Consider the following 26,149-nt stretch of genomic DNA (forward strand, 5'->3'; position numbering starts at 1 on the left):
GGCGGATGCCGCGGCATCCGGCTTCCGAGACTGTCGCAGAGGGTCCCGGTTAGGATGGACTCATGTGCGGCGGGCCACCACTCGTGGAATGATTAGCGTATATTTGTCTTGCGTAATACCGCAGGGTTGTCTCTCACTCGAGGAGTATTCGTGCCTGTAGTTTCCACCCCGGACACCCTCCGCCATGCCAACGGGCCAATCGACAACGCCGAAGTGCTGCGCATCCGCAACGACTTCCCCATCTTGCAGCAGGAAGTCAATGGGCGTCCGCTGGTCTACCTGGATTCCGGCGCCACGTCGCAGAATCCGCTGAGCGTGATCGAAGCCGAGCAGGAGTTCTACGAACAGCGCAATTCGGCGGTTCACCGCGGTGCGCACACCTTGGCTGTGGCTGCCACCGACGTTTTTGAGGATGCCCGCGCCAAGGTAGCGGCGTTCGTCGGTGCCCGGACCAACGAAATAGTCTGGACCTCCAACGCCACGGAAGCGCTGAACCTGCTCGCCTACGCTTTCTCCAACGCCGCCGTCGGCCGGGGTGGGGCAGCAGCCCGGCGGTTCGCGCTGGGCGAGGGGGATGAAATTGTGGTGACCGAAATGGAACACCACGCGAATCTCATTCCGTGGCAGGAGCTGGCAGCCCGCACAGGCGCCACGCTGCGGTTTATTCCGGTGGACAACCACGGCGAGCTGCGCCTCGATGAGGCTGAGCGGCTGATAACCGGCCGTACTAAAGTGGTCGCGTTCACCCACGCCTCCAATGTGCTGGGCACCATCAACCCGGTCCGGACCCTGGTGCGGCTGGCCCACGACGTCGGTGCCCTGGCGGTCCTCGATGCCTGCCAGTCGGTGCCGCACCTGCCTGTGGATGTGAAAAGCCTGGAGGTGGACTTCGCAGCATTCTCCGGGCACAAAATGCTTGGCCCCACCGGTATCGGCGTCCTGTACGGAAGGTCCGAGCTGCTTGACGCGATGCCCACGTTCCTGACTGGCGGGTCCATGATCACCACCGTCACCATGGAGAAAGCAGAATACCTCCCGGCACCGCAGCGCTTTGAGGCAGGCACCCAACGAATCTCCCAGGCCATGGCCCTGGGCACCGCCGTCGACTACCTGCAGCTAACCGGGATGGAGCGCATCCACGAATGGGAGACCACGTTGGGGGCGCGTCTGGTCTCCGGGCTGGAGGCGATCGACGGAATCCGTGTGCTGGGCCCGCCCGCCGGCGTGGAGCGGATCGGATTGGCGGCATTCGACGTCGACGGCGTCCACTCGCACGACGTCGGCCAGTTCCTGGATGACCAGGGGATTGCAGTGCGGGTAGGTCACCACTGCGCCCAGCCCCTGCATCGCCGACTGGGCCTGGTGTCCACGACACGCGCGAGCACCTATCTCTACAACACCACAGACGACGTCGATGCCTTTCTGGCCGCAGTCGCCGGCGTCCGACCGTTCTTTGGAGTGAAGTAAATGAGCTCGGACCTGCAGCAGCTATATCAGCAGATCATCCTGGAGCATGCGAAACGCCGGCACGGGGATGGCCTGGTGAACACGCCGGCCGGCGGCACTGCCGGGGAATCGCACCAGCTCAATCCCACCTGCGGAGATGAGATCACGCTGCGGGCCGTCCTCGACGGGTCCACGGTGGCCGGCATTAGCTGGGAGGGGCAGGGCTGTTCCATTTCGATGGCCTCGGCCTCGGTACTAACCGAAATGATGGGCGGCCTGGACCGCGTCCGGGCTCTTGCCCTGGCGGAGGAGTTCCGCACGCTGATGCGCTCACGCGGCAGCATTGAACCGGATGAGGAGGTCCTGGGCGACGCCGCGGCGTTCGCCGGGGTGGCACGGTACCCGGCGCGGGTCAAGTGTGCCATGCTCGCGTGGGTTGCTTTCGAAGAGGCCCTGCAGGCGGCGGGCTAGGCCATCGCCAGCCTCAGTGCCGTTGCGGTTGCCGGCCAGGAATAGATCGGCCCTGCCGCCTCGCCGTGCTGCGCCGGAAAGCCTGTGTCCAAGGCATGGGCGATCAGCTTTGCCGCCGTGTCCGTGTCATCGAGCGGGAGGTATACAGCGGGCAGCTCGGCGGTGACCTCCCGCATGACGGGGATGTCGGAGACCAGAATCGGGCACCCGAAATGTGCTGCTTCAAGCGGCGGCAGCCCGAATCCTTCGTCGCGGCTGGTGAAGATGAAGGCAGTGGCGTTGCTGTAAAGCCAAGCAAGTTCGGCATCGGTGACCCGCCCCAGAAAGCGCACCGTACCGGAGTCCAGAAGATGCGGCGGGTACTCGCCAACGGTGGCAGCCCCATTGGGTTCCCCGACAATAAGCAGGGGACGCCCCGGACCTATGGCTCCGGCGGCCGCGGAGACATTGATGGCGTAGCCGAGGTTTTTACGGACATTCAACCGACCTACGCTGAGCAGAAAGGGAAGCTCCGGGGGGATGCCGGGCGGGCGGACAGGGTCCAAACCGGCCAGTTGCGTGTCCACGGCCAGCCCCACAGCCACGGGTACCTCAGGGGAACGGCGCACCCGCTGCAGCCGGGATGCCTCAGTGGACGTGGAAGCCACGATCCTGCGGCAGTGCGCCCAGGTGGCGCGCATCAACCAGAAATAGGCGCGCTCTGCCCGAGTAAACCATTCGGGGTGATCCACGAACAGCGCATCGTGGACAAACACGTCGAAGCGCTGGCCCCAGAGACCGGCGAAGTTCTGGGCCAGCACCCGGTCAGGACGGATGGAACGGGCCAGCGCAGGCAACCAGAGTGCGGTGCTGAGTCCGTGCTGGGGCAAAGGGGAGCCATGGACGAAGACTCCGGACCCGAGTTCGCCGCGTACGGCGGTCAGATGGCGGCGCGGAACCGCCAGGTGCAGCTCGTCCGCGGGATGGGTGTCCTGCCACGCCTGCACCATCTGGCGGAGCACACGACGGTTGGAGATGGGGCCTTCGGCCCACCAAAAAGCATCTATGAGGATTCGCACGTTTCGCGGCTACCCATCTGTCGTCAAGTCCTGCGGCAGCCCGGGAAGGCCCCTAGGAGAATGCGGTTCTTAAGGGCAAAGCAACATCAGTAAATACGAAAGCGCAACCGAGATTAGGTGGTCTGCCGTTCAGGGCCGGCCCATGCTCCGGTAGGTCCACCCGGCAGCCCGCCATGCTGCCGGGTCCAGGATGTTCCGGCCGTCGATGAAGTTTTTCTCCGCCACCAGGGTGCCCGTGGATTCAGGGTCCAGATTGCGGTACTCCTGCCATTCGGTCAGCAGCACCACCGCGTGGGCATTAAGGAGGGCATTTTCAGTGGCCGGTTCGTAGTTCAGCTCAGGGAAACGGCCCTTGGCGTTCTGCAGCGCCTCAGGGTCAGTCACGGTTACGGTGGCACCCTGGAGCTGCATCTGCGCTGCGGCGCTGAGGGCGGGGGAGTCCCTCACATCATCGCTTTCCGGTTTGAAGGCGGCACCCAGAATGGTGATCCGCTTGCCCAGCAAGGAGCCGCCGCAGATTTCCCGGGTCATTTCCACCACCTTCGATCGGCGGCGCATGTTGATTGCGTCCACCTCACGCAGGAAGGTCAGAGCCTGGTCCGCGCCCAGTTCCCCCGCGCGGGCCATAAAGGCGCGGATGTCCTTGGGCAGGCAGCCGCCCCCGAAACCGACGCCGGCGTTTAGGAAGCTTCGCCCGATCCGTTCGTCCATGCCGATGGCGTCGGCCAGGGCCGCGACGTCTGCTCCGGACGCTTCGCAGACCTCCGCCATGGCATTGATAAAGCTGATCTTGGTGGCGAGAAAAGAGTTCGCTGCGGTTTTGACCAGTTCCGCAGTGGCGTAGTCCACCACCATTCTTGGGGTGCCCGTGGACAGCGGGATGGCATAGACCCGGTCCAGGGCGGCGACGGCGGCGTCGGCATCGGTGCCGGGCACTCCGTAGACGAACCGGTCCGGATCGAGCGTGTCCTGGACAGCATGGCCCTCGCGCAGGAATTCGGGATTCCAGATGAGGACGGCGCCCGTTGCCTCCAGCTGAGGTGCCAGACGTGCAGCGGTTCCCACCGGAACCGTGGATTTACCTACCACCACGCTGCCCGGTTTCAGGTGGGGCACCAGGCCATCAACCGCGGCGTCAACATACCGCAGATCCGCCGCGTACTCGCCCTTCCGCTGGGGTGTGCCCACACAGACGAAATGAACGTCGGCGCCGGCGGCAGCGGCCGTGTCGGTACTGAAGCGCAGGCGTCCGCTATCGAGGGCTTCGGCAAGCAGTTCGGGCAGGCTGGGTTCAAAAAAGGGCGCCCGTCCGGCCGCGAGATCCGCGACCCTGGTGGCATCGACGTCGATCCCCACCACGTCATGGCCCAGCCGGGCCATGGACACTGCGTGGACGGCACCCAGATAACCGCAGCCAATAACGGAAATACGCACTGTTCCCCTATGTTCATCGCGCTTATGCAGACCGGAACAACCATATCCTGCGTGCTGCGCCCGGTGATCAGGGCAGGTTGGGAGGCAGCTCCACCCGGAAGGTGGTGCCAACACCGATTTTTGAGCTGAAGGAAATACGTCCGCCGTGGGCTTCCACAATTGATTTGGTGATCACGAGACCGAGGCCCACACCGGGTATTGCGGCTTTCTTGACCTGGCCGGTCCGGAAGAACTTGGTAAAGACCTCCCGCTGATCGGCCTCGCTCATGCCTATACCGGTGTCCTCGACCTCCAGTAGCAGGTTTCCTTCCTCCCGGCGGGAACGCACCGTGACCCTGCCGCCGTCGGGCGAGTACTTGATGGCGTTGGAGAGCAGGTTGTCCAGGACCTGGGAGATCCGGGCCGGATCCACCGTGGCCAGCAGGTCCTTGGCACAATCGCAGTCCAGGTCCACACCAACGGCCGCGGCGCGGGGGCCGGCGGAATCCAGGGCTACGCGCACCAGTTCGGCAACGTCCGTCTCCGAACGGTGCAGGTGCATGGTTCCGGAGGCAGTGGTCAGCAGGTCCGCGACCAGCAGCAGCAGGCGTTCGGCGTTGCGCTGGGCCACCTGCAGGGCACTTTGCAGACGCGGCGGGATGCCGGGGAGCGCCTCGTCATCCAGCACCAGGTCCAAATAGCCGATGATTGAGGTCAGCGGGGTCCGCAGTTCATGCGAGACGCTGGAGACAAAGTCCTCCCTGGCGTTCAGCGCGTTGACCATCTCCGTCACGTCGCTGTAGGCCAGGACGGAGCCGGTGAATATGCCGTTTTCCCGCATGGGCCGGGCGCAGACGGCCAGGGCACGCTGGCGCTCGCCTGTTCCCACCCAGATCACGACGTCGGAAAAGGCCTCCTCCCGCATGGCGCGCTGGGAGGGGCGCAGGTCTACGGATAACGGCGTGATCTGGTCCAACCCGTAAATTCTCGCCGCACTGTCCGTGTCGCCGGCATACAAAAGCCCGGCCAAGGCATGGTTGGTGCGCTGCCTGCTGTTCATGAGGATGGTCCGGCCGGTGGCGTCCACGGCCATAACGCCCACGTCCACGGTCTCAAGCACCGCGTCCAGCAGCCGCGACCGCCTCCTGGTTTCCTGCAGGCTGGCCTGCAACTCTGTTTCGATGGCGATCAGCCGTTTGTGCTGCGCGGTGGTATCGGTTTCCATGGTCGAGGCCACCACGCAGATACCCAGCATCACAAAGGGAATCAGCAGCGGGGCCGCCAGAGTATCCACGCTGGGAAAACCTCCGGCCTGAAAGAACAACGGGGTCCACAACACCAGCGTGGTGCAGAAATAACTGAGGAACCATGCCAGACGGGGAGCGGCGCCGGACCAGGCCATCCAGAAAACGGGAAAAACAGCAAGGAAACTCAAACCAATCACAGAGTTCCGGCCGTCGAAGTAAAGGCCTCCCACCACGGCGAAATCCAGCACTGGAATGCACCAATAGGCAAGGGGCGGGAATTTTTCCCAAGGAACCGCAACACACGCCACGGTCAGAACGGCAAGAAGTGCCACGGCAAAATGGAACCCGGCATTCCCGTAGAGCGTGGGGTCCACCACTGCCGTAATGAGAAGCGCCACGGCAACTGCGATCAGAACCGGCAGCTGGCTTACCAGCAACCGGTACCGCAGGCTGAGCTGATTAAACTGAGAGGTCATGCCCGTCAGGGTTGCCACTTGGTCTTTGAGACTGGACATGAAAAAGGAAACCCCCGGATTCCTGTAGAGATAGCTCAGATTATAGGGGTGCTCCTGTAGAATACCGAGCTAGGGGAGCGGGGAATCAGAAGGTCTCGCAGGACAGGAAAAAATACAACATGGAAATTCAACGTGTAGCCGTCATCATCGAAGATGATGCGGATATCCGCGACCTGCTTAATGCCGTGCTCCAGCAGTCGGGGTTTAAGGTCTTCACCGCTCCCAACGGCTCAGCGGGCGTTGAAGCCGTTCGGCTGCACAATCCCAGCGTGGTTACGCTGGACCTGGGTCTTCCGGACATTGACGGGTTTGAAGTTATCCGGCAGCTGCGGCAGTTCAGCGATGCGTACATTGTGATGCTTACTGCCCGGGCGGAGGAGCTCGACACCCTGATGGGGCTGGAAGCCGGTGCGGATGACTACATCACCAAGCCCTTCCGGCCGCGGGAACTGCGGGCCCGAATCTCCGCCATGCTCCGCCGTCCCCGCGGCGAAGCCGCCGCCGAACCCGCAGATTCCGCCACGCCTGCCCCCGGCGCGGCCGTCTCCGCCAATGTCCCGGCGGCTCCTGCCTCCGCTTCCTCCTTCACCGCAGCACCGGTTTCCGCCCCTGCGCCCGCTCCGGGCACACTGGCGCATAACGGCCTGACCCTGAATCCCGGCACACGCACCACGGAAATTGACGGCCTGAATGTTGAGCTGACCCGCACGGAATTCGACCTCCTTCACGCCCTCCTGGAAGGGGGCCGGCTGGTACGCACAAAGACGGACCTGGTGCGCAGGCTGCGGGGCGAGGAATACGACACGGGCACTTTCATCAGCGACGCGGATGAGCGGACGGTAGAGGTGCATGTAGGCAATCTCCGCAGGAAGCTGGGGGATGATTCGAAGGCACCCCGCTGGCTTGAGACCGTCCGCGGCGTTGGCTACCGGCTGGCACCCCAGGGCTGATCCGCCGGCAAGGTTCCCTTAGGGGGAGCAACCGGCACGAATCCTGTGCCGGGCACGCTGGCTCGGCCCGTTGGCGGCCTTAGCCGCCGGGCACTGCCGCTCGGTTACACGTCGGCAGGAAGCTCTACCGTGAAGCTGGTGCCGCTACCCAGGGTGCTCTGCACCCGGATGCTGCCGCCGTGCGCTTCCACAATGTCTTTGCTGATCGCCATGCCCAGTCCTACGCCGGGGATGCCGGCCTGCCGGACCGCGCCGGTGCGGAAGAACTTGGTAAAGACCTCTTCTACGTCCTCTGCGGTCATACCCATGCCGGTGTCCGCCACACGGAAGACCACGCGATGTGCTTCCTGCCAGGCGGTCACGGTAACAGTGCCGCCGTCGGGGGAGTATTTGATGGCATTGGACAGCAGGTTATCCAGTACCTGGGCAATGCGCTGCGGGTCCGCGACCAGCGGCAGTTCCGCGGGGGCCTCATCCAGTACTTCGACGCCGATCTCCCGCGCCCCGGCCTGAACTGCACCGACGCTGGTATGAATAAGGTCCGCCAGGCACGTGGGCTGCAGTTCCAGGGACAGCTTCCCTGACGCCGCGGTCAGAAGATCCGAGACAAGACGCAGAAGCCGCTCGCTGTTGCGCAGCGCAACCCGCAGGGACACCGGGATGCTGCCCTGCAACCGGGTGTCCTCGGCTTCGTCAAGCGCAAGTTCCAGGTAGCCCATGATGGATGTGAGCGGAGTACGCAGCTCGTGCGAGACGCTTGCCACGAAATCGTCCTTGGCAGCGAGGGCGTCAACCAGCGCCGTGACGTCGGAGAGGACGATCACCGCTCCGTTGAATCCGCCGTTGTTGTCCCGCATCACGGCCGCTGAGGTGTTCATGGCGATCTGGCCGCCGGGAGGCCCCAGCCACAGCTGGACATCACGGAAGTCGGAGCCCATTAGGGAACGGGCCACCGGGCGCTGTTCGGCGGGCAGGGGCGTGGAGCCGTCGAGGGTATAGAGGAGCAGATCGCGCTCGTGCGGGTTGGAGATTCCTTCCGGCAGAGCCTGTTGCTGCAGCAGCTGCTGGCGGCGGTTCATGTGCCGGGGTACACCGTGTTCATCCACCAGAAGGATGCCGACGTCGATGGCGTTCAACACGTCATCCAGCAGCTGTGATTTCCGCTTGCTTTCGGCGAGTGCCGCTTCGAGCAGGCGGTCTTTGTTCTCCAGGGTTTCACGCTGGGAGCGGATGTCCTCGCGCAGCACGGACACGGTCACCGCGACGCCGAGGCTGACCAGCGGAACCAGGAGCGGGGCGGTCAGGTTCCCACCGTTAACCTCATCGGTTCCAGTCAAAAGAAACGGGTGCCACACCGCGAGCAGAGGGCAGATAAAGCTCAGGTAGCGGGCGGTGACAGGAGAGACCCTGGACCAGGACAGCCAGAATACGGGGAAGACGTGGAGCAGGCTCAGCCCGGTAAGGATGCCGGCGCTGCCGTGATGAAGCTGGGCGATGGCAACGAAATCAAGCAACGGAATGATCCAGTAGGACGGGTACCAGACACGGTCCCACGGGATGGCGATACACGCGGCCGTCACCACGGCCAGGGTCACCAGTCCGGCAACAAACTCCGGGTTCTGGAACACTTCAGGCAACTGCCAGGCGGCAAGGGCGCAGATGAGCCCCACAACAATAACCAGGGGCGCCTGGCTAACCGCGGTGCGGTAGCGCAACGGCAGTTGGTGGAACTGGGAGCTGATGCCGAAAAACTTCAGCGTCGACTGCGATAACTTCGACATCCGTAACCCCCTGTAAGCACAACAGGGTCTAACGATACCGGGAGGAAGACACCCGGAATGACCGAGCGGTTTGGTGGCTTGCGAAGTGAGGGCGGCAGTTAGGCGGGGGAAAAAAGTCCGGGCTCACTGAGATACGCCATGGTTTCGATACCGCACGCATCAACGGCCACTACCATTTCCGTCAGACCGTTAAGGTCGCGGCGGGCCACGAGGTCCTGCGCGGCGGCGGCCAGTGCGGAGAGCCGTACCGCCCCGGCCATGTGGCTGGAAATCTTGATGCTGAGGACCACATCCATGGCAGCGTCAAAGTCGGGGCGCGCGACGGCCTGCTCCAGGCGGGTAAATCTGCTATCCCACATGGCCACAAAATTGGAGACAAACCGGCGGCAGGACTCGGCGCCAACCTGATCGCTCAGCCCGCGTAGCTTGTCCATGGAGATCAGCTGCGCCTCAAGGTGCTCCAGGGACGCCATTAGGGCGCGACCCTGCTGCTGGTGATCCGGGAACGGCGGACGGCAGCGACCAGCGTCTGCAGCGTTGCCGGTGCAGTGGCGGGCGGGCTCGGATGCCCGTCCGGTGGAGACTGCGGGGGAGGGGGAGACAAACAAAATATCCTTCGGAGGGTGGGGCCGCCGCGGGGCGCTAGGATCCTGGTCGGAGCCGGCCGGGTGCTCCCGGCCGATACCCCACGGTCTCACCCAAACCTCAGGAAAACTTGCCTGCAACGCTCAAGATCGAGGCAATATTGCAGTCCGCCGTGTTTGGGCTTCTCTCCGGCGCTGTGCAACGTATACGGCCAGAGCCCCAAGCGCAGCGCCCGCTGAATTGGCAAGGATGTCCTGGGCAGTGGCATAACGGGCCGGCAGAAGGAAATGCTGCACGGTTTCAATGGAACAGGAGGCAGCCACACCGGCGACGGCGGCCAACCAGGCGAAACGCCCGGGAAGGCGTGCGGCGGCGAACACGCCAAAGGGAACAAACAACACAACGTTCGCGGCAGACTCCACCAGCGGGTAGCCGACCCAGCCCGGGACGCCGGCGGAATGCAGGCCGGTGAGGAGGTGCTGGATCATGCCCGCAGATCCGGCGTCCACAGGCGAGGGCCAGAACACGATGAGGGTGAGTGCACCTGCATAGAACAGGAAAAGGAACGTCAGGCGTCTGCCCCGTCGCGGCTGCGGGATGGCCATGTTCACCGGTAGCGGCGTTCCCAGGCGAGCAGTTCATTCACTGCAGGGGTGAGCTGGCGGAGCATTTGCTGGTAGACAGCGTCGCTGCGGCGGTAGGGGTCCACCACATCATCTTCCTGCGGTCCGGCAGGATGGACGCTGCGCAGCATCAGCGCCCGGGCGAGGCCCTGCTGCCATCGCTCCTTGGACGGGGCGCCCGGGTCGGCGTCGACAAGCGGCAGCAGGCGGGCCAATTCTCGCAATGTAAAGGTACGGCGCAGCAGGCCGGGCGCCAGTTCCACAACGCTGCTCCGGTGACCCCGGGTCAAAGCAAGTACCAGGTCCTGTTCCGGGAGTATCGCCTCCGTGAGCTGCCGGGCGGTAAAACCGGTGGGATCTCCGCCGAAGATATTCACGAAACCTGCCACATGCGGTTCGATGTCCGCGCCCACGAGTGCGCCCGTGCCGGCGCTGGTGACCGAGAACTCGCCGGGGGCCATCTGGTCCAGCCCTGCCTGGAGCAGGCGTTCAGCGAGGGGGGAGCGGCAGATATTGCCGGTACAGACGGTCAGGATACGGAACGGTTCGGTGGTTGCTCTCATGTCACCAGGCTTCGGTTGGGGCCGGTTTTCCGGCTCTGGGGCAGCCGGTTTAGCTGGTGTTGAGGTTACCTTGTGTGGCGCTTGAGCTTTGCCGGAATGTTTCACGAACACTGTGTTTGGGCGGCGTTGTTTCTTGAGGGGAGGGCAGCAAAGTAATACCCAGCGGCAAGGAAAACCTTCCACCGCCGAAGTCTTTCGAACAAGGGGAACAACATGAACAAGATGGCCAAGGGTGCAATGGCAATCGGCGTCGGCGCGGCAATGCTGCTGGGCGGCGGCGGAACCCTCGCCCGCTGGAACGCGACAGAGGCTGCCAACGCCGGCACCATCGTCACCGGTAACCTGGACGTCACGGCGGCCAAGGGCGTGTGGACCAACACCAAGGGTGTGGTCATCGCGAACATCAACGATTACCGCGTGGTGCCGGGCGAGGCCCTTACCTTCACCCAGACGCTGGACGTGGACCTTCAGGGTGCCGAAATGAAGGCAACTCTCGGCCTGAACAAGCTGCCGGAAGGCACCTCGAGCAACATGTCGTTCTCCACGCCCACCCTGAAGCAGAAGGGCCAGCCGGTAAACCCGATGAGCCTGACCCAGGCCAACGACGGTGAAATGACGGCTTCCACGACCTTCACCTTCAAGGACACCGCCGCCGGTCAGCAGGACGTGAACACCCGGATCGACCTGGGCGACATCAACTACGTCCTGAACCAGGTCGCTAAGTAACCCTTCGCAGTTCCCCCTTGTTCCAACCCCGGTTGTGCGCGCCGCGCAACGCGACGCGCACAACCTGTTCCCTGGAGAAGAATCCGTGAAGAGCCTTCGAGCACTGAAAGCAGCCGGCCTGGTCCTGGCCGCCGTGGTGCTCGGGCTGATGACGGTCCAGGGAAGCTACGCACTGTGGAACGCCTCAGCACCCCAGAACGCCGGCACCGTCCAGACCGCCGACTTCAACGTCACGGTCAACGAAGCAAGCATGGCCCAGACGCCTTCGCTGGCACTGAACCTTGAGGGCCTGACCCGCGGAACGGCTGTTTACACGTCCCTGCGGGTCACCAACGCCGTCAACGTCAGCCCCGGCTCACCGCTGGTACTGCAGCCGGCAGTCTCGGCTCCGGTCCCCAGCAGCACCTTGAACGGAAACCTGACGGTGACCACCGCCGTCGTACAGGGGAACTCAGCCTGCACTGCGGGCCTGGCATATCGGACCGGTACGCCGGCGCTTCCCGTGCTGGCAACAAAGGCCACCCAGACCATTTGCTTCAAGGTCGCACTGCATCAGAACACCCCGGCAAACCTTCTTGGCAAGCCGGTCAGCATCCCCGTGAACCTCAGCGTGGCGCAGCTCGCGCCGGCAGCTTAGTGATGGATAGGAAAACCATGTCGAGTGGCCGCAGGACAGCAGATAAGCCCGCCAGCCCGTTGAGCTTCATCGGAACCGGCCTGAGCTATATTGCCCTCTGCGCCACGGCGCTCATCGCCCTGGTCCTGGTAGTGGTTCCGCTGGCCACCGGTTCCCAGACCTACAGCGTCCTGACCAGCTCCATGGCACCGAAGTACGCTCCGGGTACGTTCCTGGTAGTAAAGCCCGTCCCGTTTGAGGAACTGCGTGTGGGCGACGTCATCACCTACCAGATTGAGTCCAACGACCCCGCCGTGATCACCCACCGGATCACTTCCATGGGGGCAACCCAGGATGGTACGCCCACGCTTATCACCAAGGGCGACAACAACGACATAACCGATCCCAAGCCGGTTCTTGAGGTCCAGGTGCGCGGCAAGCTTTTCTACGCAGTACCGTATGTAGGCTTTGCCGCCAATGCACTAGGCAACTCGGACCGCGGGGCAGCCATGCAGTGGGGCGCGGTAGCCCTGCTCGGCTACGGTGTGGTCACCATGGTCCGTGGAGCCCTGGCCAAGAAGCGCGGGGAAGGCGACATCCCTCAGGACGGCACGGGAACGGATGAACCGGGCCTTGATTCCTCCGACGGCGGGGACTCCTCCGACGGTGGAGCCGGCGCTGCGTCCCGGTCCATGCCGGGCAGAGGAGCAACGGTTACGGACTCCTATGACCACCTGGAGACGGACGATCCGATCCTGGAAGAGTGCGATCACTGCACCCACGACGCCGCTCACCGCCACGGCAGTGCCACCCGGAAGCCTGTTGCCGTCTAATGACCTTCTCCAAGCCGTTGTGGCGCCGGCTGGTGCTCGGTGCGGTGACCGGAACTGCTGCCGCGGTCACCTTTGGTGGAATCCCCGCGGCATCGGCAGCGGAGAGCTACCTCAGTTTCAGCACCGACGGCACCAATTTCACCTCCACCCTGGCACGGCCCGTCTTTGATCAGAACCTGACCCTGGTTCCCGGAACATCCACGGCCGGAACCATCTGGGTGCGCAACGACGGCGATGACGCCGCCTACCTTTCCGCCGGTGCGGTAGCCACCCGGATGGACCCGCAGCTGGCGGGGATGCTCGGCGTCAGCGGATCGGCTCCTTCCCGAAACGGAAAGCCGGTTTATCTGGGCCCCGTCGGGGAATGTGCGGAGCTTTACCGCGGGTGGGAAATCCCCTCCGGGGATGCCGTGCGGGTAGCCCTCACCGCCGGACTCTCCCCGGACGCGCCAAACGAGGCCCGCAACCGCAGCGCCGGATTCAACGTTGTTTTCCATCTCCAGGCCATGGACGGCACCGGCACCGCCCCCGGGGCCTGCGACGCCCTGGACACTGATGCCGGGACCCCGGTTGCCCCGCCGGAAGATGAAAACGCCGGCAGCAGTACGGGTACGGACACCGGGGACGCGCAACCGTCCCGGTCCAACCAGCCGGCGGCCGGCCGGGCGCCGGAGGCTGCGCTGGCCGGTTTTCCCGCCACCGGGATAGGACCCGGGCAGGCAGTGACATCGCCGGAGTTCAACAAGATTCTCTCGCCGATGGACTCGGGGCGCCCGGTGCAGGCGGTGCCTGCCGGTTTCCAGAGCACTGTTGAACCCATCATCCGTTCTCTCTCGGGTACTCTCCTGATAGTGATGTCGGTGGCGTTTTTCGCCGCCGCGGGGATCCGACTACGAAGCAGGGGCCAATGAGCAGGAAAACGCAGCAGGGGGCTGCGGAACACTCTAAAACCGGCGACGGCACGCGTCCGGGCGTGTTCGGCAGGCTCCGCAGGCAGCCGGGCTTCCGGACCGCCGTGATCGCGTTCATCGTCACGGTGGTCCTGGGACTGGGTGGCACTGCGGCCTACGCCTACTGGAGCGCCTCTACGGCAGCAACCATCACGGTGACGCCGAAGGCGAAGCTACCCGTGCCGGCTAAGCCCGTCTGCATTGACCACCTGCCGAACCGAATTGAGTGGCAACCGGTCCCCGACGCCGAACCTGACGCCCGCTATATCGTCACTTTTCATACTCCGACCACCAAACCGGCTAGATCGGTCTCGTACGCAGTGCCGGTGTCGAGTCAGCGTCTATTCCTTGTTCCGTACACCCTCCCCGGCCTGGACGAGGCCCTGGGATGGGTGGGCGGCCACCAGACTCCGCTACACGTGACGGTCAGGACTGCTCTTGTAACCACGCCTCGGAACGAGATAGTTCAGATTCCCGAGACGCAGATCCTGCACCAGTCGGAGCCCAGCTCAGTTTTGGAGATGGGCTATTACAACCTGGTGAACGGGAACTTCCCCTGCCGCTAGCCGGCTTCGCCTTCCTGGTACACATCCGGAATGCCGTCCTTGTCATCATCGCGGCGCTCTTCGGCCTCGATGGCCCGGTAGCGGCGGTTCCGCACCGTGAGCAGGGCTGAGGCGATGAGTGCCGCCAGCACGGAGGCCGCGAGGATACCCACCTTGGCGTCGTCGTTATGCGCTGAACCGACGGCGAAGCTGAGGTCATTGACCAGCAGGGAGACGGTGAAGCCGATGCCGGCCAGGATGCCGATGCCCAGCAGGTCAACCCAGCGCAGGTCCGGGTCCAGTTTGGCCTTGGTGCCGGCGGTGATGCCCCACGTGGTGAGCAGGATGCCGATCGGCTTGCCGAGCACGAGGGCAATGATGATGCCGATGGCTACCGGGTCGGCCAGTACGCGGCTGAGCCCGTCCCAGCCGCCAATAGCGACGCCGGCGGAGAAGAACGCGAAGATCGGCACCGCGATGCCGGTGGAGATGGGACGGAACCGGTGCTCGAAGATCTCCGAGAGCCCCGGTGCTTCCGGGTTGGCAGGCAGCTTCTGCCGGTCCGGTCCGCGGCGCAGTACGGGGACGGCGAAGCCCAGCAGCACACCGGCGACGGTGGCGTGGACACCGGATGCATGCATCAGCGCCCAGGTGGCCAGGGCCAGCGGCAGCAGGATGACCCAGGCGGGCCAGATACGGGTACCGAAGAACCGGGGTACGCGCTGGACCAGAACGGTGAACGCGGCCAGCGGCAGGAGCATCCAGAGCAGGTAAAGGGGCTGGACGTTGTCGGAGTAGAACAGGGCGATGATGGTGATGGCGATCAGGTCATCCACCACGGCCAGGGTCAGCAGGAAGATGCGCAGGGCACTGGGCAGATGGGAGCTGATAACCGCCAGCACGGCAAGGGCGAAGGCAATATCAGTGGCGGTGGGGATGGCCCAGCCCCGCAGGCCGTCGGAGCCGGCGATCAGGTTGACGGCCACGTAGATCAGGGCGGGAACAACAACTCCGCCGAACGCTGCGGCAATCGGCACGATCGCCCGGCGCATGTCCCTAAGGTCGCCGGCGACGAACTCCTTCTTCAGCTCCAGGCCCACCAGGAAGAAGAAGATGGCCAGCAATCCGTCCGCTGCCCAGGCGCCAATGCTCAGTTCCAGATGCCAGGGCTCGTAACCGATTTCGTAGTCGCGGAGAGCGAAGTAGGTGTCCGAGGCGGGGGAGTTGGCCCAGATCAGGGCGGCAACGGTCGCTATCAGGAGGAGGATGCCGCCAACGGTTTCCTTACGCAGGATTTCGCCGATGCGCAGGGTCTCGCCGTAGCTGGACCGGCCAAGGACGGTTCGCGGGCTCGGCGGCTTGGAGGGCAGGTTCTGGGGCTCAGTGGCCATTAATCAGGTTCCTTACGGATTCGGGTACGGCAAACAATTGCCGACCAGACTTCCCGGCGCACCGCAGACCAGTCTACCCGGTCTCACCGGGTATGTGTGACCGGAGGCTACCGGCCGGGCAGCAAAACGCCCCGGCAGGCATACCCGGCCGGGGCGTTGGATGCTGCTGTGGACTAGCCGACCAGGGCGCGGATACCAATCACGATGGTGGCCAGGCCAAAGACCATGGCGGTGCTGATCTTCATCAGGTTTACGGTCATGTATCGGGTGGCGGCACCGTTTTCATCGCGTGCCTTGGGGGACTTGAGGACGTCCTTCAGGAAGGCCGGCCAGACCAGGATGGACCACAGGCCGGCAATAATCAGGATGATTGCAAGGGGGGCGGGAAGGCTCATGGCGGCGGTTAGCCCTGCCGGCTTTCGATCCACTTGCCGGCCTGTCCGGCCTGGATGGTCAGCGCCTTGCCGATCATCGGTTCCGCAGCCTTGGCAATCTTGTCGCCGAGGAACGGGATGGAGGAGCCAACCTTGCCGTCTACATCCACGCGGGTGCCTTCGGCCACGGTGACCAGACGCTGTACCGCGTTGACCTTCAGGGGCACCCCGCCAACGGACAGCTCAACGGTTGCCTCGCGGGACCCGTCAGCAGCCGGTGCTGCCCATTCTTCCTTCTGGGTCACGGTGAGGGTGGCACCAACAAATTTCTTGGCGATGTCCGGGAGCCGGTCGGTGGGCATGGTGCGTACGGCGGTGAGCACAAATGCGCCGGCGGTGTTGCCTTCCACCAGGGCCGAGACCAGGGAGCCGCCCACGTGCTCGCTGATGCTGCGCAGGAACCCCTCGTCGGCAAACGTGTCCGTCACGGTGACGACGTCGTAGGGCAGGATGGTTGAAGCGTTCAGGGCCATGGGTCCTCCAGATGTGGGTGTGATGCCGGATGAATGCCGCAGGCGCTAGCCTGCCTACCGGCCAACCCTCATCCTAAACCGAGCACACAGCCGCCCATAAACAGGGAACCTAGCGGCCCAGGTTTACACATCCCGCAGCCTCACCCATTCCGTTGTTGCCGGTCACCTCGTAAATGAGGAGGGACTCACCGTCACCGTTGTCAGGCACCGTCCACGGCACGGTGCTGCTCACCGTGGCGTTGCCCGAGGGATCCGTGGTGAAGTCCAGGACGAGCCCGCCGCTGCCGGCATCCTGCGGGTCGACTTCCTCCTCCCCGGCGTCGGAGGCTGAAGCGCCACAGGCTTTCTGGTGCAGGCGGCCGGTGTAGCCGGTGTCCGGCTGGAAACCCTGTGCCTGCAGTTTCACCGTGGTGTCCGCTTCGGTTTCGGACACGGTGAGGATGGCCTCGGCATCGTCGGGGATTTGGGCGGTGTTGTAGGTGCTGGCGACGGCGCCGTCGCAGTAGCTGCCGAAGGTGCCCTCGATCAGGCCGTCCGGGCCCGGCGTCGCATCGCCCCCGCACCGGTCCGGGCTCACGGTTTCGCCGGGTATTCCGGCTGCCTGGCAATCCTGCTCGCCGGGACTGTTCGGAGACACGGTATCGCAGGAGGAAACGGCAGAGGGCGTTCCCGACGCCGGGCCGGTGGTGTTCTCCCCGCTACTGTCTCCGCTGCCGCCTGCGCACCCGGCGACGCCGAGCGCGAGTACCGCCCAGCCGGTGGCCCAAAGGGATGCTTTGCGTGCCATGGGGCAATCCTCCGTATCTCGACCAGTACGTGGCCCGTGCCATTTCAGGGTGGCAGGGCCCTGATCGAAAAACCAGATGTCCCGGCCCTCCGGGGTGCCCTGTGCCCCAGAGCGCCAAACCTGCCCACCCTAGGCGCCGGCAGGCCGGAAGGGTAGCGGACAGGGCCGTTTGTGCGTCAATAGCAGCCAACCCTGCGCAGACGTGCTTCCGCGCTTACCCAAGGCGATAGGAGTGCCGTAGTTTCGGCCTCACGGCGCCGACGGGGCACCGTATAAGCGCGGGGGATTCACTCTTAGGGGAGAAATGAACACGAGAAAAACACTGCGGACGACGGCGTTCGCGGCAGCTTTCCTGCTGGCGGCAGCGGGTGCGGCACCGGCGGTAGCCGGGGATAACCCCAGGGGCGGGGGCCCGGGCATGCAACAAGCCGGGGATGCTGCTGCTGGCAAGGGCAATCCCGGTAAGGCGAACCCCGGTAAGGGGAACCCGGGCAAGGGCAACCCCGGCAAAGGGAACCCGGGCAAGGGTCATGGGAAGCCCGACGCCAGTGAGAAGCTGCGGCAGAAGGTCACTGTGAAGAACGTGGTGCGCCACCTGGATGCCCTGCAGGCCGCGGCGGACGCCAACGGCGGCAACCGTGCCGCCGGGACGCCGGGTTATGAAGCCTCCGGCCGGTACATCGAGCAGCAGCTGCGCAAAGCCGGCTACAAGCCGGTGCGCCAGCCCTTCTCCTACGAGCAGTTTGAACTGGAGAGCGAGACGCTGGAACAGGTGAGCCCGACAGCCCGGACCTACACCGCCGGCACGGACTACTCCACCATGAGCTACTCCGGGCCGGGGAACGTCACCGCTCCGGTGACGGCCGTGGATGTGAACCTGACCGGTGACCGCGCCTCCACCAGCGGCTGTGAAGCGGCGGACTTCACCGGGTTCACGCCCGGCGACATTGCCCTGATGCAGCGCGGAATCTGCAGCTTCGAAATCAAGGTGCAGAACGCCGCCGCCGCCGGCGCCTCGGCGGCAGTGGTCTTCAACCAGGGCAACACCGTCCCCGGAGAGGACCGCACCGGGCTGCTCAACGGCACGGTGGGCACGCAGCTGTCGGCCATCCCCGCCGTCAGCGCCACCTTCGCCCTGGGTGAGGAACTGGCCGGAACGCCGGGAGCCGTGCTTCATCTGGACGTCGCATCAGGGGTGCGGGTCATCGAGTCCTTCAACATCCTGGCGGACACCCGCGGCGGCGATCCGGACCGGACCGTAGTAGTGGGCGCCCATCTGGATTCCGTCACCGAAGGGCCGGGCATCAATGACAACGGCACCGGCTCGGCAGCCACCCTGGAAACCGCCGTCCAGCTGGCCAAGACCAAGCCCGCACTCCAGAACCGGGTCCGGTTCGCCTTCTGGGGCGGGGAAGAGGACGGGCTGGTCGGCTCGGAATACTATGTCTCCCAGCTGGACGCGGCCGGCATTGCCGGCACCCTGCTGAACCTGAACTTCGACATGGTCGGCTCACCGAACTTCGGCCGCTTCATCTACGACGGCGACGGCAGCGCGTTCGGTACGAAGGGACCCGCGGGATCGGACGTGATCGAGGCGGTCTTCGAGGACTACTTCGCCTCGCAGAACCTCACCAGCGCCCCGACAGCGTTCAGCGGCCGGTCCGACTACGCCGGCTTCATTGCCAACCGCATCCCCGCCGGCGGACTGTTCACCGGTGCCGAAGGACTCAAGACCGCCGAGGAGGCAGCGCTCTTCGGCGGCACGGCAGGCGCCCCGTACGACGCCTGCTACCATGCCGAGTGTGATGACATCACCAACGTGAACCGCACCGTCCTGGACCAGATGTCCGACGCCGTGGCGCACGCCGTCGTGACCTTCGCCCTGACGGAGGAGGAGTTGCGCTCCGGGGCGCAGGCCCGGCAGCAGTCCGTCCCGGCGGAGAGCGACTACCGGGGGCATCAGCTGCTGAAATAGCGCCATCACATGCGCCGGGCACGGCGGAAACACGGCGGGAGGCTGCGCGTGCGGCCTCCCGCCGTCGTGCGTTTTCCGCTCTGAGCGGGAGCGGTCCATCCGGCTGCTGGCAACGGGTAGGGTGGAAGAAAACCCCGGGGTTCCGTCTGTGAACTTCGGGTATTTGCGTTGCGTCGTGAAGGAGAAAACACCCCCATGAGCCTGAACGGACTGCGTGCCGCGCTCGCCGAGGATCCGTCCTACGCCAGGGTGAAAACCCTTTCCTCGCGGCCGCCCGAGCGGCGAAGCGAGGATTTGCAGATCGGCGCCCCGCAGGGGATGCGGGCAGCGCTGTTGGCCGAGGTAGTGGACGGCCTCGCCGCATCCGGAACCGGCAACGGCGCCCCGCCGGTGGTCCTGGCCGTCACCGCCACCGGCCGTGAAGCCGAGGACCTGGCCGCTGCGCTGCGCAGCTACCTGCCGCTGGCCGGCATCGAGGAGTTCCCAAGCTGGGAGACCCTTCCGCACGAACGGCTTTCCCCGCGCTCGGACACCGTGGGCAGGCGGCTTTCGGTGCTGCGCCGGTTGGCGCACCCGGACACGTCACCGGTACAGATTGTGGTGGCACCCGTGCGCGCCGTTGTCCAGCCGCTGGTTGCCGGGCTGGGCGAGCTGAAGCCGGTGTCCCTGAAGGTCGGGCAGGAACAGTCCTTCGACTCCGTGGTGTCCGCCCTCGCCGAGGCCGCCTATGCGCGCGTGGACATGGTCTCCCACCGCGGCGAATTCGCCGTGCGGGGAGGCATCCTGGACGTCTTCCCGCCCACCGATGACCACCCCATCCGCATCGATTTCTTCGGCGACGAAGTGGACTCCATGCGCTGGTTCGCTGTTGCTGACCAGCGGACCCTCACCGGTGAACACATCACCCACCCCACCGAGCTCTATGCCCCTCCCTGCAGGGAAATCCTGATCACCCCGTCCGTGATGAGCCGCGCCGCCAAGCTCAAGGACCAGATGCCCGCGGCAGCGGACATGCTGGAGAAGATTGCCGGCGGCATAGCTGTCGAGGGCATGGAATCCCTGGCACCGGTGCTGGTGGACTCCATGGTTCCGCTGATGGGCGAGCTTCCGGCAGGTTCCATCGCTGTGGTGATCGAGCCTGAGAAAGTGCGGGCCCGTGCCCACGATCTGGCGGCCACCAATGAGGAGTTCCTGGCCGCGGCGTGGGCGACGGCCTCCGACGGCGGCGCCGCGCCGCTGGATCTCTCCGCCGGACTCACAGCGGACCTTGATGCTGCCAGCTTCCGCTCGCTGGCCGACACCCGCACCGCCGCGCACGCCAACAGTGTTGCCTGGTGGTCCATCACCTCGTTCAACCCCGATGACGAGACCGTATTGGACATCGATACTCTGACCATCAATGCCCGTGAACCGCGCGGCTACCGCGGCGATGTGGCCGAGATGATGGAGTTCATCGGCGGGCGTGTCCGCGACATGTGGCGCGTAGTGGTGGTTACCGAGGGTCCCGGGCCCGCGTCCCGTCTGGCCGAGCTGTTCCGTGAGAACGACATACCGGCAGCCCTCGTGGATTCCGTGGACACCGAACCCCAGCCGGGGGTTATCGCCATCACCACGGCCAGTGCAGGCCGCGGCTATGTGTTCGACACCCTCAAGACGGGATTGCTGACCGAGGCGGACCTGCTGGGCCGTGCCAGTGCCTACTCCACCAAGGACATGCGAAAGATGCCCTCCAAGCGGCGCAACGCGGTGGATCCGCTGCAGCTGCAGGAAGGCGACTTCGTGGTGCATGAGCAGCACGGTGTCGGTAAATTCATTGAACTCATCCAGCGTTCCACCGGCGTTGGCGCGAACAAAACCGTGCGTGAATACCTGGTGCTCGAATATGCGCCGTCCAAGCGCGGTGCCCCCGGGGACCGGCTGTTTGTTCCTACCGACCAGCTGGACCAGATCACCCGGTACGTGGGCGGAGAAACCCCGGTCCTGTCCAAGATGGGCGGCTCCGACTGGGCCAAGACGAAGAGCCGGGCCCGCAAGGCGGTCAAGGAGATTGCGGGGGAGCTCATCCGGCTTTACTCCGCACGAATGGCATCCAAAGGCCATGCCTTCGCCTCGGACACCCCGTGGCAGCGGGAACTGGAGGAGGCTTTCCCTTACGTGGAGACGCCCGACCAGCTCACCACCATCAACGAGGTGAAGGCGGACATGGAGCGCGAGGTGCCCATGGACCGGCTGGTCTCCGGCGACGTGGGCTACGGCAAAACCGAGATTGCCGTCCGGGCAGCCTTCAAGGCCGTGCAGGACGGTAAGCAGGTCGCGGTGCTGGTACCCACCACACTGCTGGCCCAGCAGCACCTGGAGACTTTCGCCGAACGCTTCTCCGGCTTCCCCGTCCGGGTCCAGACCCTGTCCCGTTTCCAGACGGCCAAGCAGGCCCGCGAGGTGGTGGAGGGCGTGAAGAACGGTTCGGTGGACGTGGTGATCGGCACGCACCGCCTGCTCTCCTCCGAGGTCCAGTTCAAGGACCTGGGGCTGGTGATTGTGGATGAGGAGCAGCGCTTTGGTGTGGAGCACAAGGAAGCGCTGAAGAAACTGCGCACCAATGTGGACGTGCTGGCCATGAGCGCCACCCCGATTCCCAGGACCTTGGAAATGTCCCTGACCGGAATCCGCGAGACCTCCACACTGGCCACCCCGCCGGAGGAACGGCATCCGGTTTTGACCTACGTTGGGCCCTACACGGATAAGCAGGCCTCCGCGGCCATCCGCCGTGAACTGATGCGCGAGGGCCAGGTGTTCTTTGTGCACAACCGGGTTTCCTCGATTGACCGGACCGCCGCGCACCTGCAGGAACTGGTGCCGGAGGCGCGGATCGCCGTCGCGCACGGCCAGATGAGCGAGTCCAAGCTCGAGCAGATCATTGTGGACTTCTGGGAGAAGCGTTTTGACGTGCTGGTGTGCACCACCATCATTGAAACCGGCCTGGACATCTCCAACGCCAACACGCTGATTGTGGACCGGGCGGACCACTTCGGCCTCTCCCAGCTGCACCAGTTACGCGGCCGGGTGGGCCGCGGCCGGGAACGCGCCTACGCGTACTTCCTCTACCCGTCGGAGAAACCGCTGGGCGAGGTGGCGCTGGAACGCCTGAAAGCAGTTGCCACCCACAATGAGCTCGGCGCCGGCATGCAGCTGGCCATGAAGGACCTGGAGATCCGCGGCGCGGGCAACCTGCTCGGCGGTGAGCAGTCGGGCCACATTGCCGGGGTCGGGTTTGACCTGTACATCCGGCTGGTGGGCGAAGCCGTGGCGGACTACCGCGGCGAGGCCGAGGAAAAGGCCGCCGAAATGAAGATTGAGCTGCCCGTCAACGCCCATCTCCCTCATGACTACGTGCCGGGGGAGCGGCTGCGGCTGGAGGCCTACCGGAAGCTCGCCTCGGCCATCACCAACGAGGCGATCGACGAGGTCCTGGCCGAGCTCGTGGACCGTTACGGCGAGCCGCCGCAGGAAGTGAAGAACCTGATCGATGTGGCCCGCTTCCGGGTGGATGCCCGCGCAGCAGGCCTCACCGACGTCGCATTGCAGGGCAACTTCATCAAGTTTGCACCGGCAGACCTGCCCGAATCCCGGACCATGCGGCTGCAGCGGATGTACCCGGGGGCCCAGGTGAAACCGGCGTTGAACGCCGTGCTGGTGCCCAAGCCGAAGACTGCGAGGATTGGCGGACGCGATCTGGTGGACGCTGAGATCCTGGCTTGGGCCAAACAGGTGCTGGAGGCGGTCTTCAAGGAGTAACCGGCGGCACGAAGCCGGGCGGGCAACCCGGCTAGCCGGTAAGGGCAACCACGAAAAGCACGGCGGCAGCCACCACACAGGAGGCGAGTACCGCGTAACCGACGAACGTGATGCGCTGCTGCCGTGCCCTGTCCCGGCGCCATTCCCTGCGGGTCATCATGGTAGTCATGTGCAGAATCTAGGGAAAAGCCGTATGGGGCGCTAAGAGTAGGACCTACCTGCCTGCTAACGGGCACTACCTAGTGCTTGAACCGTGCCACTACCTGGTGCTTAAACACTGATGCACCCGGACCGCCTCGGTCCGGGTGCATCAGTGTGTGTCGGTGGTACTTACTCGTTGTGCGAGTAGCCCTTCGCCAGCTCCGTGGTGGTGTCGGAGCGGCCGATGCTGAAGGCCACGAGGTAGACGGCGGTGCCGACTACCAGCAGGATCGCCATGGGCCAGACGTTGCCCAGGGTCAGCCAGTTCAGCGAGTACAGAGCGCCGCAGAAGAGCGCGAAAAGTACGGTAAAGGTGATGAGGTTGCTGACCAGATGGCCCTCACCCGAGTGCGTCGGCTGCTTCGACCGTGTTCCAACCATGGGAGTTCTCCGTTTCAAAAAGTGTTCTGTAGCTTCGCGGGTCAGTAGTCCGACGTGGCTTTGCTTCCCTTAACAATAGCGATTCCTGAGCTGGCTCCGATACGCGTGGCTCCGGCGTCGATCATTGCCTGGGCATCTTCGAGCGAACGCACCCCGCCCGAGGCCTTTACACCAAGGTCGGGTCCGACGGTGCGGCGCATCAGGGCAACGTCCTCAGCGGTGGCACCGCCGCCGTTGAATCCGGTGGAGGTCTTGACGAAGTCCGCCCCGGCCTCAACGGATGCCTCACAGGCAAGGACTTTCTGCTCGTCATTGAGCAGCGACGTTTCGATGATGACCTTCAGGATGCCGCCGGCAGCATGCACTGCGTCGGCAACGGCGGCAATGTCGCGGACCAGGGCGGTTTTGTCATTCCGGCGGGCGGCGGCAATATCGATGACCATGTCGATCTCGTCCGCGCCGTCCTGGAGGGCTCCCTGGGCTTCGAACACCTTGACTTCGGTGGTGGTGGCTCCGAGCGGGAACCCGATGACGGAACAGGTGAGCACACCGCTGCCCTTGAGCGCAGTGCGGACGGTGCCGACCCAGAGGGGATTCACGCAGACGGACTTGAAACCGTATTCCGCTGCCTCCGCGCAGACCTTGAGGATGTCCTCGCGGCTGGCCTCCGGCTTCAGGAGCGTGTGGTCGATGTAAGAGGCAATAGGGGTAGGCATGAATCCATTTTGCCATAGGGCGGCACGGTTAACGGGATGCGAAGATTTCCGGGGCCGTGGGGCCTGCACGTGAAACAGCAATGGCCCGGATTCCCTAATTCGAAGGGAGTCCGGGCCATTGCGGCTGGCGGTATTACGCGTTCGGCCACATGCCGTAAGGCTTAACAACGTTGTTGGAGGGAGAAAGCGGAGCAGCGGCCGCCGTGGCCGGCGCTGCTACTCCTGCTCCTGCAATAACAGCGGCAAGTGCCAGTGCTGCACCCAGTTTCTTCATTGTTGTGCTCCTTATGCGATCGTCGGTCTTGTATGCAAGACAATTGGAGTATAGCCACCTATGGGACGAGGTATTTACGTCCGTCGGAAAATTTAGGGAATACTGAGCAGATGTTGCCGAAGAGGTACCGTTAGGCGCATGAACGTGGGAATCGTCCAATTCTTGCGTTGGTCGAGGTCGTTTCGAATACGAAATCGTGTCCCGCTCTGGTCATTAGGGAAAAAGGTATACGCGTGGATAGCAAAAAAGTCTTCATCCTCAATGAATATCGCGCTCAACAGGCACAGGAACGACGGGACTACGTCGAGGCCATTGAGTATTCGCACTGCGCAGTGCAAGCAGCGGTCGAGGGCAACGATGACTGGGGGTATTGCCGAATGATGTTCAACGTTGCAACTTTGCAGTACGAACTTGGTTACCTGGATGAATCCGCCGTGACCACTCGCGCCCTTGTCGCATCGGACGCGGTGGCTTCCTATCCTGATCTCCAGGCAAAGGCTAAAGTCCTTCTCTCTCGGGCGCTGCAAAACAAGGGCGACATGGAGGCTGCTTTGTCCGTGGCCTTGGACGCGTCCGAAGAAGCTGATGATCATGGATCACTCGAAGTCAGGTTGAGCAGTCAGCACGGACTCGTTGCAGCTTTAGCAGAGGAGGGGGACCTCGAGGCAGCTTGGAAGGAAGCGCTCAACCTCTCTGAAATGGCGCGTGGGGACTGCAGTCCCAAGGTGGCCGGCTTGGCGAACTGGACTATAGGCAATGTGGGCTTCATGGCGGGCAAGGACCGTGAAGGAGTGAAATACCACCAACTGGCGAGCCAAGCGTTGGCGTCTATAAATGATGTAACTCAGTGGGGACTCTTCAATAAGGCGTCAGCCCACATGCGGTTGTTTGCAGGTTTATTGGAAAGCGACACGCTTGAGTGTATTGAGCGCGCAGAGGTTGCGCTGGGCATCACCGGTGCTGGTGAAAGCGACTTGCTCGAGCTGGAGATCACCCGGGCCTGGTGGGAGCTCGAGACTGGAAATCCTAACAAGGCTGACGAGCTGCTGATTCCGATAGAGGCCAAAGTAGCCGGTCCTTACCCCTTCCTCCTGGGGCGCACGCTCCAGTTGCGCGCCCGCTGCCTCGACGCACTGGGGCAGGAAGCTGCTGCCATGGAATGCGCGCAGAAAAGCGAACGCATCTTTACCGAGGTAGGAGCCGAGGTGCTGGCGGCCGATTCGCGGAAAATTAGAGACGCCCTTGGGCAGTCGGCTCGATAAGGCGAGACACGTCGCGACAATAACTCGATATTTAAGCATCGAGGGCGCACAATACAAACAGGGTTACAGGTCTGGTCAGGCAAGCTCCAATCCGTCCTCCAGACCGAAATGGCAAATCCGCTGCATTGAGGTCCTGCG

General features: G+C 64.2%; 26 protein-coding genes. 11 read left to right on the top strand and 15 right to left on the bottom strand.

Features of this window, described 5'->3' with window-relative positions:
* The first annotated feature begins 150 nt into the window (after window positions 1-150).
* Entirely contained in the window at window positions 151-1,467 is a 1,317-nt protein-coding gene (locus tag MUK71_RS05180; RefSeq protein WP_227928924.1) for a cysteine desulfurase, read from the top strand.
* Entirely contained in the window at window positions 1,468-1,917 is a 450-nt protein-coding gene (gene sufU / locus MUK71_RS05185) for a Fe-S cluster assembly sulfur transfer protein SufU (RefSeq protein WP_227928925.1), read from the top strand. It abuts the gene before it with no gap.
* Here the strand turns inward: sufU and MUK71_RS05190 are convergent.
* The 3 genes from MUK71_RS05190 to MUK71_RS05200 form a co-directional block, all read right to left on the bottom strand.
* Window positions 1,914-2,975: a glycosyltransferase family 4 protein gene (locus MUK71_RS05190; RefSeq protein ID WP_227928926.1), complete on the bottom strand. Its 1,062-nt coding sequence runs from the start codon at window positions 2,973-2,975 to the stop codon at window positions 1,914-1,916. The two genes, sufU and MUK71_RS05190, sit on opposite strands and share 4 nt — an antisense overlap.
* Before the next feature lie 129 nt (window positions 2,976-3,104).
* Complete coding sequence (locus MUK71_RS05195; RefSeq protein ID WP_227928927.1) at window positions 3,105-4,409, bottom strand: UDP-glucose dehydrogenase family protein; 1,305 nt, start codon at window positions 4,407-4,409, stop codon at window positions 3,105-3,107.
* Between the two features lie 67 nt (window positions 4,410-4,476).
* A complete protein-coding gene (locus tag MUK71_RS05200; RefSeq protein ID WP_227904278.1) occupies window positions 4,477-6,111 on the bottom strand; it encodes a sensor histidine kinase in 1,635 nt (544 codons plus the stop codon).
* Between the two features lie 158 nt (window positions 6,112-6,269).
* On the opposite strand from MUK71_RS05200, the gene MUK71_RS05205 reads away from it, so the two are divergent.
* Entirely contained in the window at window positions 6,270-7,100 is an 831-nt protein-coding gene (locus MUK71_RS05205; protein ID WP_227904279.1) for a response regulator transcription factor, read from the top strand.
* A gap of 104 nt (window positions 7,101-7,204) precedes the next feature.
* On the opposite strand, the gene MUK71_RS05210 is transcribed toward MUK71_RS05205, so the two are convergent.
* From MUK71_RS05210 to MUK71_RS05225, 4 genes are all read right to left on the bottom strand, one after another.
* Window positions 7,205-8,881 (bottom strand): sensor histidine kinase, encoded by a 1,677-nt coding sequence (locus MUK71_RS05210; protein ID WP_227928928.1) that lies wholly within the window; start codon window positions 8,879-8,881, stop codon window positions 7,205-7,207.
* Window positions 8,882-8,979: 98 nt separating this feature from the next.
* On the bottom strand, window positions 8,980-9,354 hold the full coding sequence (locus MUK71_RS05215; protein ID WP_227904281.1) for an Hpt domain-containing protein: 375 nt from the start codon (window positions 9,352-9,354) through the stop codon (window positions 8,980-8,982).
* 255 nt (window positions 9,355-9,609) lie between these two features.
* Window positions 9,610-10,071 (bottom strand): VanZ family protein, encoded by a 462-nt coding sequence (locus MUK71_RS05220; protein ID WP_227904282.1) that lies wholly within the window; start codon window positions 10,069-10,071, stop codon window positions 9,610-9,612.
* Between the two features lie 2 nt (window positions 10,072-10,073).
* Entirely contained in the window at window positions 10,074-10,652 is a 579-nt protein-coding gene (locus MUK71_RS05225; protein WP_227904283.1) for an arsenate reductase/protein-tyrosine-phosphatase family protein, read from the bottom strand.
* 213 nt (window positions 10,653-10,865) lie between these two features.
* On the opposite strand from MUK71_RS05225, the gene MUK71_RS05230 reads away from it, so the two are divergent.
* From MUK71_RS05230 to MUK71_RS05250, 5 genes are all read left to right on the top strand, one after another.
* Window positions 10,866-11,378 carry an alternate-type signal peptide domain-containing protein gene (locus MUK71_RS05230; RefSeq protein WP_227928929.1) on the top strand — a complete coding sequence of 171 codons (513 nt, stop codon included), beginning with the start codon at window positions 10,866-10,868 and terminating at the stop codon, window positions 11,376-11,378.
* An 85-nt stretch (window positions 11,379-11,463) separates the two neighbouring features.
* On the top strand, window positions 11,464-12,015 hold the full coding sequence (locus MUK71_RS05235) for a hypothetical protein (RefSeq protein ID WP_227904285.1): 552 nt from the start codon (window positions 11,464-11,466) through the stop codon (window positions 12,013-12,015).
* 17 nt (window positions 12,016-12,032) lie between these two features.
* Window positions 12,033-12,827, top strand: a complete 795-nt coding sequence (locus tag MUK71_RS05240) for a signal peptidase I (protein ID WP_341482039.1) — start codon at window positions 12,033-12,035, stop codon at window positions 12,825-12,827.
* Window positions 12,827-13,738, top strand: a complete 912-nt coding sequence (locus MUK71_RS05245) for a hypothetical protein (RefSeq protein WP_227928930.1) — start codon at window positions 12,827-12,829, stop codon at window positions 13,736-13,738. The genes MUK71_RS05240 and MUK71_RS05245 overlap by 1 nt, the downstream gene beginning before the upstream one ends.
* Window positions 13,735-14,343: a hypothetical protein gene (locus MUK71_RS05250; RefSeq protein WP_227904287.1), complete on the top strand. Its 609-nt coding sequence runs from the start codon at window positions 13,735-13,737 to the stop codon at window positions 14,341-14,343. Before MUK71_RS05245 ends, MUK71_RS05250 begins: the two co-directional genes overlap by 4 nt.
* Here the strand turns inward: MUK71_RS05250 and nhaA are convergent.
* The 4 genes from nhaA to MUK71_RS05270 all read right to left on the bottom strand — a co-directional run bounded on the left by nhaA (window position 14,340) and on the right by MUK71_RS05270 (window position 17,407).
* On the bottom strand, window positions 14,340-15,713 hold the full coding sequence (gene nhaA / locus MUK71_RS05255; RefSeq protein WP_227904288.1) for a Na+/H+ antiporter NhaA: 1,374 nt from the start codon (window positions 15,711-15,713) through the stop codon (window positions 14,340-14,342). The two genes, MUK71_RS05250 and nhaA, sit on opposite strands and share 4 nt — an antisense overlap.
* 173 nt (window positions 15,714-15,886) lie before the next feature.
* Window positions 15,887-16,108, bottom strand: coding sequence for an SCO4848 family membrane protein (locus MUK71_RS05260; protein WP_227904289.1), 222 nt, complete (start codon window positions 16,106-16,108; stop codon window positions 15,887-15,889).
* A gap of 8 nt (window positions 16,109-16,116) precedes the next feature.
* Complete coding sequence (locus tag MUK71_RS05265; protein WP_227904290.1) at window positions 16,117-16,620, bottom strand: DUF2505 domain-containing protein; 504 nt, start codon at window positions 16,618-16,620, stop codon at window positions 16,117-16,119.
* A 109-nt stretch (window positions 16,621-16,729) separates the two neighbouring features.
* Window positions 16,730-17,407 (bottom strand): hypothetical protein, encoded by a 678-nt coding sequence (locus MUK71_RS05270; protein WP_227928931.1) that lies wholly within the window; start codon window positions 17,405-17,407, stop codon window positions 16,730-16,732.
* Between the two features lie 304 nt (window positions 17,408-17,711).
* Here MUK71_RS05270 and MUK71_RS05275 point away from each other — a divergent pair, with 304 nt between their 5' ends.
* Entirely contained in the window at window positions 17,712-19,382 is a 1,671-nt protein-coding gene (locus MUK71_RS05275; RefSeq protein WP_227928932.1) for a M28 family metallopeptidase, read from the top strand.
* A gap of 195 nt (window positions 19,383-19,577) precedes the next feature.
* The gene (gene mfd, locus MUK71_RS05280; protein ID WP_227928933.1) at window positions 19,578-23,177 is read left to right on the top strand and encodes a transcription-repair coupling factor; all 3,600 of its coding nucleotides are present in this window, start codon (window positions 19,578-19,580) and stop codon (window positions 23,175-23,177) included.
* Between the two features lie 31 nt (window positions 23,178-23,208).
* Here the strand turns inward: mfd and MUK71_RS05285 are convergent, their stop codons facing one another.
* The 4 genes from MUK71_RS05285 to MUK71_RS05300 all read right to left on the bottom strand — a co-directional run bounded on the left by MUK71_RS05285 (window position 23,209) and on the right by MUK71_RS05300 (window position 24,749).
* Window positions 23,209-23,346: a hypothetical protein gene (locus MUK71_RS05285; protein ID WP_227904294.1), complete on the bottom strand. Its 138-nt coding sequence runs from the start codon at window positions 23,344-23,346 to the stop codon at window positions 23,209-23,211.
* Window positions 23,347-23,507: 161 nt separating this feature from the next.
* Window positions 23,508-23,759 (bottom strand): hypothetical protein, encoded by a 252-nt coding sequence (locus MUK71_RS05290; protein WP_227904295.1) that lies wholly within the window; start codon window positions 23,757-23,759, stop codon window positions 23,508-23,510.
* Window positions 23,760-23,800: 41 nt separating this feature from the next.
* A complete protein-coding gene (deoC, locus tag MUK71_RS05295) occupies window positions 23,801-24,475 on the bottom strand; it encodes a deoxyribose-phosphate aldolase (RefSeq protein ID WP_227904296.1) in 675 nt (224 codons plus the stop codon).
* Between the two features lie 133 nt (window positions 24,476-24,608).
* Window positions 24,609-24,749 (bottom strand): hypothetical protein, encoded by a 141-nt coding sequence (locus tag MUK71_RS05300; protein WP_227928934.1) that lies wholly within the window; start codon window positions 24,747-24,749, stop codon window positions 24,609-24,611.
* A gap of 233 nt (window positions 24,750-24,982) precedes the next feature.
* Here MUK71_RS05300 and MUK71_RS05305 point away from each other — a divergent pair, with 233 nt between their 5' ends.
* Window positions 24,983-26,011, top strand: a complete 1,029-nt coding sequence (locus tag MUK71_RS05305) for a hypothetical protein (protein WP_227928935.1) — start codon at window positions 24,983-24,985, stop codon at window positions 26,009-26,011.
* Window positions 26,012-26,149: the final 138 nt, after the last annotated feature.

The sequence above is a fragment of the Arthrobacter zhangbolii genome (genome assembly GCF_022869865.1).
GTDB classification, from domain to species: Bacteria; Actinomycetota; Actinomycetes; order Actinomycetales; family Micrococcaceae; genus Arthrobacter_B; species Arthrobacter_B zhangbolii.